Source organism: Bradyrhizobium genosp. SA-3, assembly GCF_004212635.1.
Classification (GTDB): domain Bacteria; phylum Pseudomonadota; class Alphaproteobacteria; order Rhizobiales; family Xanthobacteraceae; genus Bradyrhizobium.
Genome location: NZ_PSRT01000189.1, coordinates 1 through 13,344, shown reverse-complemented (window position 1 = coordinate 13,344; position 13,344 = coordinate 1). Strand labels below are relative to the sequence as shown.

The window sequence follows — 13,344 nt, the reverse complement described above, 5'->3', positions numbered from 1 at the left end:
CGGCCGCAACCGCCGCGGCCGACCTGTCGAAGCATCCCGGCGCCGTGACCTCGCCGATGGTCGGTACTGCCTATTGGGCGCCGGAGCCCGGCGCCAAGCCGTTCATCGACGTCGGCACCAAGGTCTCGGTCGGCCAGACGCTGCTAATCATCGAAGCCATGAAGACGATGAACCAGATCCCGTCGCCGCGCGCCGGCACGGTGACGCAGATCCTGGTCGAGGACGGCCAGCCGGTCGAGTACGGCGAGCCGCTCGTCATCATTGAGTAACAGCCCCCGGCGGCCAGCCGCCCTCACCGCTTCCCGCGCTCGTCCCTTAAGGGCACCATGTTCGACAAGATCCTCATAGCCAATCGCGGCGAGATCGCTCTTCGCATCCTCAGGGCCTGCAAGGAGCTCGGGATTGCGACCGTGGCCGTGCACTCCACCGCCGACGCCGACGCCATGCATGTGCGCCTGTCGGACGAGAGCGTTTGCATCGGGCCGCCACCTTCGAAGGACAGCTATCTCAACGTGCCCGCGCTGCTCGCTGCCTGCGAGATCACCGGCGCTGATGCGGTGCATCCCGGCTATGGCTTCCTGTCCGAGAACGCGCGCTTTGCTGAGATCCTCGCAGAGCACAATCTGCATTTCATCGGCCCGAAGGCCGAGCACATCCGCCTGATGGGTGACAAGATCGAGGCCAAGAAGACCGCCAAGCGCCTCGGCATCCCCGTGGTGCCCGGCTCCGACGGCGCCGTCGGTCCCGATGACGATGCGATGGCGATCGCCAAGAAGATCGGCTTCCCCGTGCTGGTGAAGGCTGCGGCCGGCGGTGGCGGCCGTGGCATGAAGGTCGCCCACAGCGAGGCCGATCTCCAGGTCGCGCTGTCGACCGCGGCCAACGAGGCCAAGTCCGCCTTCGGCGATGCGTCCGTCTACCTCGAAAAATACCTCCAGAAGCCGCGCCACATCGAGATCCAGATCCTCGGCGACGGCCGCGGCGGCGCCATCCATCTCGGCGAACGCGACTGCTCGCTGCAACGCCGCCACCAGAAGGTCTGGGAAGAAGGCCCCTCGCCCATCCTCGCTGCGGCGGCGCGCGCCAAGATCGGTGAGACCTGCGCCAAGGCAATGCGCGAGATGAAATATCTCGGCGTCGGCACCATCGAATTCCTGTTCGAGCACGGCGAGTTCTACTTCATCGAGATGAACACGCGCATCCAGGTCGAGCATCCCGTCACCGAGAGCATCACCGATATCGATCTCGTGCTGGAGCAGATTCGCATCGCAGCCGGCGGCGACTTGCCGGCCAAGCAGGACGAAGTCCAGGTCATCGGCCACGCGATCGAGTGCCGCATCAACGCTGAGAATCCGCAAACCTTCCGCCCCTCGCCCGGCCGGATCCTGCAATACCACTCGCCCGGCGGCCTCGGCGTTCGCATCGATTCCGCCGTCTACCAGGGCTACACGATCCCGCCCTATTACGATTCCCTGGTCGGCAAGCTGATCGTGCACGGCAAGACCCGCGCCGAATGCCTGATGCGGCTGCGCCGGGCGCTGGACGAGATGGTGGTCGAGGGCATCGAGACCACGCTGCCGCTGTTCCGCGCGCTGGTGCGCGAAGCCGACATCATCAACGGCGACTATCACATCCACTGGCTGGAACAGTACCTGGCCGGCCAGACGGAACCCGCCCCGCGATAATCTTACTCCCCATGGAACCCTTTGGCCCCAATCGCGTTCTGGAGGGTTGGGGCCAGTTCCAAGGGGGGCGCTTTGAACTCCACTGAAATAGACAGGTGAACCGTCGTGAGGGCTGAAGGCCATCGACGGCGCGCATTCTGGCAGATCCTGCTGTTTTCGGCGGGCCTTTTGACGCTGACCGTGATCAGCGCCGGCTCCGTCTACCTCGTCAACAAGGCGCGGGGGGACAGCAAATGGGTGATCCACACCATCGAGGCGGAGAACCAGATCAACACCTTGCTGCTCGAAGTCCGGCGCGCCGAAAGCGCCCTGCGCGGCTACCTGCTGACACTGGGACCCGAATTCCAGACAGATTACGAAAAGGCCGTTGCGGCGATCATTCCCGCGCTCGACAGGGTGACGCGCCTGACCCGCGACAACCCCGCGCAGCGTGAGAACATCGAGAAGCTGAGCGCGGCGATTGAGACTCGTCTGGGCCAATTCGCGCGCGAAATCGCTGCCATCAAGCAGGGCCAGCCGGACATGGCGACGGCACTGTCACGGGAGGCGGCAGCACAGGGCGCCACCACCACGATCGGCAATGTGGCGGAGGCAATGATCGGCGAAGAGGAGCGACTGTTCCGCCTCCGCACGGCCAATGCCGACCGGAGCCAGACCCTCGCCGCCTCGATGACGGGCATCGGCTCCGGCCTCGTCGTGGTGCTGGCGCTGATCTCGATCTGGCTGGTGCGGCGCTCGGCGCGCGCCCGCGACGAGGCCGAGGCGCGCCTGCGCGATGCCAACGTCAATCTGGAGGCCGTCGTCGATGAACGCACGGCAGACCTGCGCGAAGCCAACGACGAGATCCAGCGCTTTGCCTATATCGTGAGCCACGATCTGCGTTCGCCGCTCGTCAACATCATGGGCTTCACCAGTGAACTCGAGGAGCTCGGCGGCGACGTCTTCCGCCGCATCGGCAGCCTCACCCATGTCCCGGCCGATGGGCCGCCACTGGCGCCCGGCGCCCCCGGCGAGATCGCGCTCGAAGGCGCCGACAAGCAGCTCTCGGATGACTTCTCCGAAGCGCTCGGCTTCATCAAGACGTCGATCGCCAAGATGGATCGGCTGATCTCCGCCATTCTCAACCTCACCCGCGAGGGCCGACGCGAATTCCAGCCGGTGAAGATCGACACAAGCGAGCTGATCGGAGCCATCGTGTCGACGCTGGCGCACCAGGCCGCCGAAGCGCAGGCCGAGATTCACGTCGAGCCCCTGCCCAACCTCATCAGCGACCGCCTCGCCCTCGAGCAGATCTTCTCCAACCTGATCGATAACGCGATTAAATACCTGAAGAGCGGCGTGCCCGGCGAGATCAGAATCCGCGGGCGCACCAAGCTCGGCTATGCCATCTTCGAGATCAGCGACAACGGCCGCGGCATCGATCCGAAGGATCACCAGCGGATATTCGACTTGTTCCGCCGCGCCGGAACTCAGGACAAGCCCGGCCAGGGCATCGGTCTTGCGCATGTACGTGCACTTGTGCGTCGCCTCGGCGGCACCATGTCGGTATCATCGGAACTGAACGCGGGCAGCACCTTCACGATCACGCTGCCGATGGCCTGGAACGTGAGCAACCGGAAGGCAGATCGATGACCAAGCCTGTGACCATCATCATGATCGAGGACGACGAGGGCCACGCCCGTCTGATCGAGCGCAACATCCGAAGGTCCGGCGTCAACAACGAGATCGTCTCCTTTGCCAACGGCACGGACGCAATGAAGCACCTGTTCGGTGCCGACGGCTCCGGGCTCGTGCAGAAGGGCAATGCGCTGCTGATCCTGCTCGATCTCAACCTCCCCGACATGACCGGGATCGACATCCTGAAGCAGATCAAAGAGAACAAATATCTGAAGGCTTCGCCCGTGGTGGTGCTGACCACCACCGACGACACCCAGGAAATCAAGCGCTGCTACGAACTCGGCTGCAACGTTTACATCACCAAGCCCGTCAACTACGAGAATTTCGCCAATGCCATCCGGCAGCTCGGCCTGTTCTTCTCGGTCATCCAGGTCCCGCCCGCCGCCTCATGAACCAGCACACGCCAACACTGCTCTACATCGACGACGACGACGCGCTGTCGCGCCTGGTCGATCGCGGCCTGACGCGACGCGGCTACAGGGTCGTTCATGCCGCGAGCGGCGAGGAAGGCCTCGAGCGCATCCGCCGCGCGGGCGCCGAGGGCGGCATCGATGTCGTCGCACTCGATCAGTACATGCCGGGCCTCGACGGGCTGGAGACGCTCGAGCAGATCATGGCGATCCCGGACGCGCCGCCGGTCGTGTTCGTCACCGCGTCCCAGGATTCCAGCATCGCGGTCACCGCGCTGAAGGCCGGGGCAGCCGACTATCTGGTCAAGGACGTCCAGGGCGACTTCATCCCCCTCCTCCACGTCGCCGCCGAAGGCGCGCTGCGCCAGGCCGAGTTGCAGCGGGCGCGCGAGGAAGCCGAAGCCGAGATCCACGCCTCGCGCGACCGCTACGCCGCGCTCGCCGCCGAACGCGAGCTGCTGCTGCGCGAGGTCAACCACCGCGTCGGCAATTCGCTCCAGATCATCGCCTCGCTGCTGCATCTTCAGGCGAGCTCGGCCGCGCAGGAGGAGGTCAAGGCGGCGCTGACCAATGCGATGGGCCGCGTCGCCGCGGTCGCGCAGGTGCACCGCCGCCTCTATACCTCGCAGGACCTGAAGAGCGTGGTCCTGAATCAGTATCTGGACTCGCTGCTCGAGGATCTCAGGCGCTCGGCCGAAGGCAACCGGATGTCGCGCCTGACGCTGAAGGCCGAGCCGATCGAGATCGATCCGGACCGTGCGGTCGCCGTCGGCATCATCGTCAACGAGCTGGTGATGAACGCGGTGAAATATGCCTATCCCGATGGCGCCGGCCCGATCCATGTTGAGCTGATCTCGCAGGGCGAGGATCTCCTGCTGTCGATCACCGACAACGGCGTCGGCGACAACGTCAAGGCCGATCCGCGCTCCACCGGCATGGGCCAGCGCATCGTCGCGGCCATGGCCTCCAAGCTCGACGCGTCCGTCGAGCGCGATCCCGCCCATAGTGGAACCCGCATCGTGCTCAGGTTCCGCCGCGTGCCTCCGGCCCCGGGCAAGACCAACGCCGCCGCCGCGAGCTGACAGACGCGAGGCTTCGCGCCACCCATCGCAACCGCATTGCGATCCTGCTATTGTCGCGCGCCATGACGTCTCGCGACTCTGCCTCTTCTGAAATCACGCCGGCCGTGCTGCTGCGTGCCTATGCCTGCGGCATCTTTCCGATGGCGGAAAGCGCCGACGATCCGACCCTGTTCTGGGTCGAGCCGGAGCTGCGCGGCGTCATCCCGCTGGAGGGATTTCGCGTCGCTTCGCGGCTCGCCCGCACCGTGCGTTCGGATGCGTTTCGCGTCACCGTCAACACCGCGTTCAAGGCGACGATCGCCGGCTGCGCGGCGCCGCAGGCCGGGCGCGAGGATACCTGGATCAACAAGCGCATCCGCGATCTCTATGGCGGCCTGTACGAGCTCGGCCATTGCCACAGCGTCGAGGCCTGGCAGGGCGACGACCTCGTCGGCGGGCTCTACGGCGTCAGCTTGGGGCGCGCCTTCTTCGGCGAGAGCATGTTCCACACCGCGCGCGATGCCTCGAAGGTCGCGCTGGTGCACCTGGTCGCGCGGCTCATCCAAGGCGGCTTCGAGCTGCTCGACACGCAATATGTCACCGAGCATTTGAAGAGCTTCGGCGCGGTCGAGATCTCTCGGCGGCGCTACACCGCGCTGCTCGACAAGGCGCTCGCCGGCGAGCCCGGCGATTTCCTGAGGCTCTCCTCAGGCGAAGCGATTCCAGGCGCGCGCGCGCTCGAGATCATCGCCTCGCGACAGTAGTCGACAATCGCGGCCAGTGCGGGACGTCTGGTTAAATCGATCCGCGCGGAGCGCATCGAAGATGCGATCCCGGTGAGGGGTCGATCCCGGTGAGGGGTCCAGGTCTCACTGAGTGCCGCAGCCCCTCACCCGGATTGCTCAGGCGCGCAATTGCGCGCCACAGCAATCCGACCTCTCCCCGTCGGGGAGAGGTGAACCACGGACAGCCCGCCAAACCGAACTACATCAGGCTTTAGCGGCCGAACCCGGGGATACCGAACAGGCCTGGCCGCTGCTCTGGTGGCGGAGGCGGCGGCGGGGTCGGTTGCTGCTGCTGGATTGGTGGCAGAGGCTGCGGCGGACGCTGCTGCACCTGCTTGGGCGCAGCCTTCTTCTGCGCGGGCGGCGGTGGCGGGGCCGGCTTGGCCGCGGGGTCCGGCGCTGCGGTGGCAATGGTCTGCTGCGGCTCTTTGCAGTCGGTGAGCCAGATATCGTAGATCGGATGCTCGACGCCGTGCAGGCCGGGGCTTGCGGCATACATCCAGCCCGAGAAGATGCGCTTCACCTCGCCCTGCAAGGTGATCTCGTCGACCTCGACGAAGGCGTCCGTGTTGGTGGCCTCCGTTGCCGGCCGCGTATAGCAGGCGTCGGTCTTGACCCGCAGCGCGCCGAACTGGACGGTCTCGCCGATTTCCTCGTCGAAATTGATGATGCGTCCGGTGATCTTGTCGAGACCGGAGAAGGTCGCCTTCTTGTTCACGATCTTCTGGGCCGGCGGCTCGGTCACGACCTCGTCGCCCGGCTGGAGGCTCGCCGGCGTCTGCGGGACCGTGCCCGGCGCACCCTTCTGCTGCGGCTGGCGCTGGCCCGGGGCGCCTTGTGGACTGGGCGGAGCGATCGCCGCGGAGGGCGGCTGGTTTGGCGGCGCGACGCTGGAGCCCGGCGGCGGCGCCAGGGGTTGAGTCTCGACCGGCCCGGGCATCACATTGCCCTGCCGGCCCGGAGGCGGTGGCATCGGGCGCGACGGCAGCACCCGGCCCTGCGGCGGCAGCTCCGGCACCTCTTCGTCGTCGTCGGGGATCTGCTGCGGTTGCGGCTGGCCGCGCGGAATGTTGCCAGGTGGCCGCAGCGGCGGCGGATCGGAGAAAATCGTGCCGATCTGCGCCTGGGCCGGCGTCGCAATCGTCAGCGCGGTGGCGGCCAGCAGCGCCGCAAGGCCTGTCAGGGAAAGGGTTTTGAACATCTCGCGCGGCTTCAACAGCGAATCGGGCTCGTTGGACATTCTACAGGGGATACCGCCGCTCGCAGGCCCTCCGGTTAACACGGCGAATACGGCGGGGGAAGGGCGGCATCCCTGCCCCGCCCGGCGCCGACTGGCCAGACCGGCCCCCGGATGGGATAGTCGCAAAGACCCTTCCCCAGGGCCGCGGCGGGCGTCGCCCCCAAAACGGCGGTCCAACCATAGCTGGAAACCCTGAGGCCGCCCCCCATGCCCGTTGTGCTCGATGCCGATGCCGCCGCCGTCTACAAGGCGTTCCAGGAGGCCGGCCGGCCCGCCTACGAGACCCTGACTGCACCGGAGGCGCGCGCCTATTATTCGCAGGCGCGCTTTGCCACCAACCCTGAGCCGCCGGAGCTTGCCCGCGTCACACAGCTCGCGATCCCGGCGCCGCACGGCGTGATCCCCGCCCGCCTCTACGTTCCGAAGGAACCGCGCCGGCACGACGGCCTGTCGCCGGCGCTGGTGTTCTTTCACGGCGGCGGCTGGGTGATCGGCGATCTCGACTCCCACGACGTCGTCTGCCGCCAGCTCGCGGTCGAAGGCGCGCTGATCGTGATCTCGGTCGACTATCGCCTCGCGCCCGAGCACAAGTTTCCCGCCGCTATCGAGGACGCCATCGCCGCGACCCAATGGGTTGCCGCGAATGCGCACGAGCTCGGCATCGACGCCTCGCGCCTCTCGATCGGCGGCGACAGCGCCGGCGGCAATCTCACCGCGGTCGTGGCGCTCGCCGCGCGCGATGGCAACGGTCCCGCGATCGCGGGCCAGGTCCTGATCTATCCGGCCACCGATTTCGCGATGACGCACGGCTCCCACAGCGAGCCCGAGACCAGCGTGCTGCTGACCCATTCGGTGATCCGCTGGTTCCGCGACCACTATCTCAATGGCGCGGCCGACATCCACGATTGGCGCGCCTCGCCCGCGCGCGCTGCGAGCCTCATTGGCCTGCCACCGGCCTATGTACTGACCGCCGGCGCCGATCCCCTCCGCGACGAAGGCGACGAATATGCCGAGCGTCTGAAGCAGGCTGGTGTGCCCGTGACTTACAAGCACTATCCCGGTCAGTTCCACGGCTTCTTCACGATGGGAAAATTGTTGCAAGAGGCCAACGTCGCCGCGCGCGAGATCGGCGCATGGCTGAAGGCGCTGGGCTGACACCGTTCCGCATGCATTCAGTTCTTCAAACCGTCTTCGCCCTTCCCCTGCGCGGGCTGACATGGCTCGGCGGTCAGGGCACGCGCGCGGTGGCGGCCATCGCGTTCATCGCGGTCGCGGTGCCGCCGCTCGGTGCGCTGCTGCGTCCCTATGTCACCGAGGCGATCTTCCTTCTGCTCTGCATCTCCTTCATGCGGGTCGATCTGGTCGCGCTGTACGGACATCTGCGCCGGCCGGCGCTGGTCGCGGCCGCCACGGCCTGGACCACGATCGGTGTGCCGCTGATCGTCGCCCTCGCCGCCTACGCGACCGGGCTCACCACGAGTTCGCCCGGCTTGGCTCTCGCGCTGATGCTCCAGGGCATGGCCTCGCCGATGATGGCGGCGCCGGCCCTTGCCGCGCTGATGGGCCTCGATGCCACCTTGGTGCTGGTCACGCTGGTGACCTCGACCGCGCTCGTGCCTTTCACCGCTTCACTGTTCGCGAGCCTCTTTCTCGGCGGCATGCTCAGCATCGCGCCGCTGACGCTCGGCCTGAAGCTGCTCGGCATCCTCGCCGCATCGCTGCTGGCCGCGACGGTCATCCGCCGCCTGTTCGGCGCCGCGGCGATCCAGCGCCACAAGCGGCCGATCGACGGCGTCAACATCGTCATCCTCTTGGTGTTCGCCTCCGCGGTGATGGGTGACGTCGCCAAAGACCTCATCACCGATCCCCTGTTCACGATCTCTGTCGCGCTGCTGGCTTTTGCGGTCTATTTCACGCTGCTCGCCGTGACGATGCTGATCTTCCGCCGCATCGGCACCGAGCGCGCCTTCGCGATCGGCCTGATGGTGTCACAGCGCAATCTGGGCCTGATGCTGGCGGCAACCGCCGGCGCGCTGCCGGCGACGACCTGGCTCTATTTTGCACTGACGCAATTTCCGATTCACCTTGCGCCGTACCTGCTGATGCCGATCGCCCGGCGCTTGACCGCGCGCGCAGAGACGTCGAGCGGGGCGGCGGCAAATAGCACGACCTAGGCAGTACGCGTAATCAGGATGTCTGCTTTCGAGCGTAATCGAACAGGCGGTCTCAGCTCGGAATGTCGCCTGTGGAACCCGAAGCAGTCATGCGGCATTCAGACACAATGCCGGTTAACTTTGGTTGTTTTTTTAATTTTAAATCGGAAATAAAATATTTTATCTTAAATTCACAGACCGCTCGGCGGAGCGCAATCTAAGCGCAACTTAGGAAGAGGAGCGGATCCATGAAGGTCATCTGGGGCGTTCTTTCCGCAGCAGCATTCGCGTTGACTCTGGCGATGACGACGGTGCCATCTGCCTCAGCTTGCAACGGCAATGGGAATTGTCCCAACGCGCCCGGCCAGAATAAGCCGGACCATGTCAGTGGAGCCCCCGGACCGATTGCAGGTGCCGGCCTTCCTATTCTCGCAATCGGATACGGCGTGTACTGGCTGGTAAGACGGCGGCGGACCCGCTAGTTACGTAGTCGTCGCGATCGCTCATATTCGAGCTGATCTGATCGTCAGATTCTGGTCCACGGCGGACATTCGCCTTTGCCTCGTTGACGTCCGCTTTTGTGGCAATGCGGACCTCGCCATCCCACACAAGCAAACGCCCTAGCCTGCCCGCGCTGCCCGCCGCAGCGCCTGAGGCGGCTGGCCGAAGGCGCGGATGAAGGCGCGCCGCATTCGCTCGGGGTCCCTAAATCCGGTCACTTCCGCAACGAGCTCGATCGCCTCGCGCGAGGACTGCACGCGCTCGCGTGCCGCTTCGAGCCTGAGCCGCTCGATCGCCTTCGACGGTGTCGTGCCAGTCTCGGCGGCAAAGGCGCGGGCGAAATGTCGTGCGCTCATGCCGGCGCGATCGGCGAGGTCCTCCACCGTCAGCGGCGCGTCGAGATTTTCGCGCGCCCAGGACAACAGCGCGCCGAAGCGCCCGTTCGGCGTCTTCAGCTCCAGCAGCGAGGAGAATTGCGACTGGCCGCCGCTGCGGCGGTGATAGAGCACGAGGTGCCGCGCGGTCTGTTGCGCGATCTCCTCGCCGTGGTCCTCGGTCACCATCGCGAGCGCGAGATCAATGCCCGCGGAGATTCCCGCCGAGGTCCAGACATTGCCGTCGCGGGTGAAAATCTGGTCCGGCTCGAACTTCACCTTGGGATAGCGCGCGACGAAATCGCGCGTCCGCCCCCAATGGGTGGTGGCGCGACGGCCGTCGAGCAGGCCCGCTTCCGCCAGCACATAAGCGCCCGAACAGACGCTGGCGACCCGCACGCCGCGCCGCGCCAGCCGTTGCACGAAGGCACGCGTGACCTCGCAGCGCGCGGCATCCGCGACGCCGGCGCCGCCGGCCACAACCAGTGTCGTGATCGCGTTCGCCGACTTGAAATCACGCGCCATCATCTCGACGCCCGACGAGCTGCGCACAGGCCCTGCGTTTAGCGCCAACACCCGCAGCGCAAGCGGCTTGCCGGACGCACGCGCCGCGATCTCGAACACCGAGATCGGACCTGCCGCGTCGAGCAGCTGGAAGTCGGGGAAGATCAGGATGCCGATCATGGGCCAGCTCCGAATGTCATGTCCGAAATAGAGGGAATTAGGCCATTTTGGACGGAAGGGCATCATGCCAGTTTGCGCCCGTCAAGCTCTTCATTGGAGGTTCTCATGTCGACGCCGCTCCAGATTGGACTTTTGGTGTTCCCGCGCGTCACCCAGCTCGACTTCACCGGCCCGCTGCAGGTGTTCGCCGCCGTCCCCGGCGCCAAGCTGCATTTGATCTGGAAACGGATCGAGCCGGTGCCGAGCGATTCCGCGCTCATCGTGACGCCGACCACGACATTCGCCGATTGCCCGGAACTCGACGTGATCTGCGTACCCGGCGGCCGCGGCACCGACGATCTGCTCAATGACGAGGAGGTGCTCGAATTCCTGCGCCGGCAGGCAGAAGGCGCCAAATACGTCACCTCGGTCTGCACGGGGTCGCTGGCGCTCGGCGCCGCCGGCCTGTTGAAGGGCTACCGCGCCGCCACCCATTGGAGCGCGATGGAGCTGCTCGCCCGGTTCGGCGCCACGCCCACCAAGACGCGCGTCTGCGTCGATCGCAATCGCGTGACGGGCGGCGGTGTCACTGCAGGAATCGATTTCGCGCTGACGCTGGATCGACCGCACCACGGCGGAGGCGATCCAGCTCGGGCTCGAATACAACCCGGCGCCGCCGTTCAATGCGGGCTCGCCCGACACCGCGCCCGCCGAGGTCCTTGCTCGCGTCAACGAGCGCATCGCGCCGAACCAGGTCCGCCGTATCGAGGCCGTCGAACGCGCGGCGGCGCGGGTGATGTAGACGTTCCACCTTCGGTGGTGGAACTGAGGTTTTAGGGGAGGAGTTAAACCCGCACGAAACTCACGGCATCCGGAGCGCAATGATGGAGCATCTCCACTACCCCAATGAAAGCACTGAGTATCGTGCCGCGCGAAATGCGCTGCTGGATGAGGAGATTGCCCTCCGAGCTCAGATTGAGGCCGTTGCCGCCAGGCGTCGCGCGCTACCGCTCGGCGGCGAGGTGCTCCAAGATTACGTCTTCGAACGCATCGGCAAAACGAGCATGCCAGAACAGGTCAGGATGTCGGAGCTGTTCGGCCCTCATGAAACGCTGGTTCTGTACAGCTTCATGTATGGGCCGGAGCGCGAGATGCCCTGCCCCGGCTGCACCCATTTGCTTGACGGGCTCGACGGCGCCGCACGGCATGTCGGCGAGCGTGCAGCGCTTCACATCGTTGCGAAATCGCCGATCGCGCGTCTCGCAGCCTGGGCCCACGAACGAGGTTGGGAACATCTGTCGCTGCTGTCCACGGCCGGCAACACCTTTGATGCGGACTACTTCGGCGACACCTCGAAGTTCTCTAAGGGTATGCGCGCGCAGCACCACGTTCCCGACGGGCAGAATTGGGACGAGACGATCTTCAACGTCTTCAGGAAAGCGAATGGCAAGATCAGGCACTTCTGGGCCTCGGAGATGAGTTTCGCACCGCCCGCGCCGAAGCAGCATCATCGCGCCGGTGATCTGGTCGATCCGCTCTGGGGCCTGCTCGACATGACGCCTGAAGGCCGCGGCGACTTTTTCCCGAAGGTGCGCTACGACTGAGGCACACAAACCGGCTGACGAAGTGCCTCAAAGAAGAAGTGCCTCAAAGAAAAAGGCCGCTCGGTTTCCCAAGCGGCCTTTCCTGTCTTACGGCGGCTGCACATTCCATCGGGCGATTTCGGAACTTCCAGACCGGGGGGCCTATCTCCCGATCGAGTCCTTACTCGGCGGCCGCTGCATCTCGGGACAGTCGCGAACCGTTGCCCGAACCGAACGCGATGGTCTCCCATCTCCGTAAGATGGGACCATTGAGCCGCATCGCTGGCGTGAGCACAATGCCGGCGCATGCGGCATCCCCGCTGTTCCCGATGTCCACAGCGATGCGAGGCGGATGCGTATGCATCCAATGACGAGTGGGCAGACCTTAGTTGCCCGGGGTCCAGGGCTGATAGTCGCCGGTCGCCTTCGGCCGCCGGCCGCTGGCGAGCGTCGAGCCCGAGGGACGGTAGGCCTTCGCCGTGCCGGTGAGATTCGGCTGGTGCGGCTTTTCCCACTCGCGCGGCTGGTAGTTGGCTTCGGTCGGCGGCACATCGACGACGTGATGGATCCAGCCGTGCCAGGACGGCGGGATGCGGCTCGCTTCGGCATAGCCGTTATAGACCACCCAGCGCCGCTCGAAGCCGAGCGTCGGATCGATGGCCCCGCCGCGGGTCCGATAATAGAGATTGCCCTGCTCGTCCTGGCCGACCAGCTCCCCGTACCGCTTGGTCCAGAGTTGGGTGCCAAACGTCTGGCCATTCCACCAGGTGAAGAACTTGAGGAAGAATTGTTTCATGTGGCAAGGGCCCTGCTTCGCCCGGTCCTGATGCCATCCGGGCGCAGAAATGTCCAGTTCGGTAAGGGGGCAGCCGTGCTCTCCGCAAATGCGGTGCCACCGACACGGGCGTTGCCGCAAATCGGACGCGATCCGTTCATCCCGGGTACAGCGGTCAGGTGAGACGCTTCCTGCACGCATGCAAACCGGCGTGATCCAGGAACCACTGCCATTTCGCAGGGTTGGCTTCCGGGAAAGGAGCTTGATCATGAAAAGTCTGAAAGTTTTGAGTGCCGCCGCGGCCATGGCGCTGGTTCTTCCGCTGGCGAGCCCGAGCTTTGCTCAGAATCGTCCTACCGTGGGCGGTGGCGCCCATGTCGGCGGCGGTGGAGGCGGTGCCCACTTCGGCGGAGGCGGCGCACGCATGGGTGGCGGCG

12 protein-coding genes and 2 pseudogenes are annotated in these 13,344 nt (G+C 65.7%); 11 read left to right on the top strand and 3 right to left on the bottom strand.

What is annotated here, in order from left to right:
- The 6 genes from CWO91_RS38370 to aat form a co-directional block, all read left to right on the top strand.
- Window positions 1–269, top strand: a 269-nt coding sequence (locus CWO91_RS38370; protein ID WP_130220588.1) for an acetyl-CoA carboxylase biotin carboxyl carrier protein, incomplete at its 5' end; no start/stop codon positions are given.
- Window positions 270–326: 57 nt separating this feature from the next.
- A complete protein-coding gene (gene accC, locus CWO91_RS38365) occupies window positions 327–1,685 on the top strand; it encodes an acetyl-CoA carboxylase biotin carboxylase subunit (RefSeq protein ID WP_130220587.1) in 1,359 nt (452 codons plus the stop codon).
- A 105-nt stretch (window positions 1,686–1,790) separates the two neighbouring features.
- Entirely contained in the window at window positions 1,791–3,317 is a 1,527-nt protein-coding gene (locus tag CWO91_RS38360; protein WP_130220586.1) for a sensor histidine kinase, read from the top strand.
- A complete protein-coding gene (locus CWO91_RS38355; protein ID WP_130220585.1) occupies window positions 3,314–3,754 on the top strand; it encodes a response regulator in 441 nt (146 codons plus the stop codon). The genes CWO91_RS38360 and CWO91_RS38355 overlap by 4 nt, the downstream gene beginning before the upstream one ends.
- Window positions 3,751–4,854 carry a sensor histidine kinase gene (locus CWO91_RS38350; RefSeq protein ID WP_130220584.1) on the top strand — a complete coding sequence of 368 codons (1,104 nt, stop codon included), beginning with the start codon at window positions 3,751–3,753 and terminating at the stop codon, window positions 4,852–4,854. The genes CWO91_RS38355 and CWO91_RS38350 overlap by 4 nt, the downstream gene beginning before the upstream one ends.
- 62 nt (window positions 4,855–4,916) lie before the next feature.
- Complete coding sequence (aat, locus tag CWO91_RS38345) at window positions 4,917–5,597, top strand: leucyl/phenylalanyl-tRNA--protein transferase (RefSeq protein WP_130220583.1); 681 nt, start codon at window positions 4,917–4,919, stop codon at window positions 5,595–5,597.
- 232 nt (window positions 5,598–5,829) lie between these two features.
- Here the strand turns inward: aat and CWO91_RS38340 are convergent, their stop codons facing one another.
- The gene (locus CWO91_RS38340) at window positions 5,830–6,858 is read right to left on the bottom strand and encodes a DUF2155 domain-containing protein (protein WP_165405997.1); all 1,029 of its coding nucleotides are present in this window, start codon (window positions 6,856–6,858) and stop codon (window positions 5,830–5,832) included.
- A gap of 207 nt (window positions 6,859–7,065) precedes the next feature.
- Here CWO91_RS38340 and CWO91_RS38335 point away from each other — a divergent pair, with 207 nt between their 5' ends.
- Window positions 7,066–8,013, top strand: a complete 948-nt coding sequence (locus tag CWO91_RS38335) for an alpha/beta hydrolase (RefSeq protein ID WP_130220581.1) — start codon at window positions 7,066–7,068, stop codon at window positions 8,011–8,013.
- An 11-nt stretch (window positions 8,014–8,024) separates the two neighbouring features.
- The gene (locus tag CWO91_RS38330) at window positions 8,025–9,032 is read left to right on the top strand and encodes a Na+-dependent transporter (protein WP_165405998.1); all 1,008 of its coding nucleotides are present in this window, start codon (window positions 8,025–8,027) and stop codon (window positions 9,030–9,032) included.
- A 599-nt stretch (window positions 9,033–9,631) separates the two neighbouring features.
- Here CWO91_RS38330 and CWO91_RS38325 read toward each other — a convergent pair.
- Complete coding sequence (locus tag CWO91_RS38325; protein WP_130220579.1) at window positions 9,632–10,570, bottom strand: GlxA family transcriptional regulator; 939 nt, start codon at window positions 10,568–10,570, stop codon at window positions 9,632–9,634.
- 105 nt (window positions 10,571–10,675) lie between these two features.
- Between CWO91_RS38325 and CWO91_RS38320 the strand changes: the two are divergent.
- Both CWO91_RS38320 and CWO91_RS38315 read left to right on the top strand, forming a co-directional pair.
- A pseudogene (locus tag CWO91_RS38320) lies at window positions 10,676–11,351 on the top strand (DJ-1/PfpI family protein).
- An 82-nt stretch (window positions 11,352–11,433) separates the two neighbouring features.
- Window positions 11,434–12,153 (top strand): DUF899 family protein, encoded by a 720-nt coding sequence (locus CWO91_RS38315; RefSeq protein ID WP_130220589.1) that lies wholly within the window; start codon window positions 11,434–11,436, stop codon window positions 12,151–12,153.
- Between the two features lie 364 nt (window positions 12,154–12,517).
- On the opposite strand, the gene CWO91_RS38310 is transcribed toward CWO91_RS38315, so the two are convergent.
- Complete coding sequence (locus CWO91_RS38310) at window positions 12,518–12,928, bottom strand: NADH:ubiquinone oxidoreductase subunit NDUFA12 (protein WP_130220578.1); 411 nt, start codon at window positions 12,926–12,928, stop codon at window positions 12,518–12,520.
- An 88-nt stretch (window positions 12,929–13,016) separates the two neighbouring features.
- Here CWO91_RS38310 and CWO91_RS44800 point away from each other — a divergent pair.
- A pseudogene (locus tag CWO91_RS44800) lies at window positions 13,017–13,344 on the top strand (BA14K family protein); the annotation flags it as partial.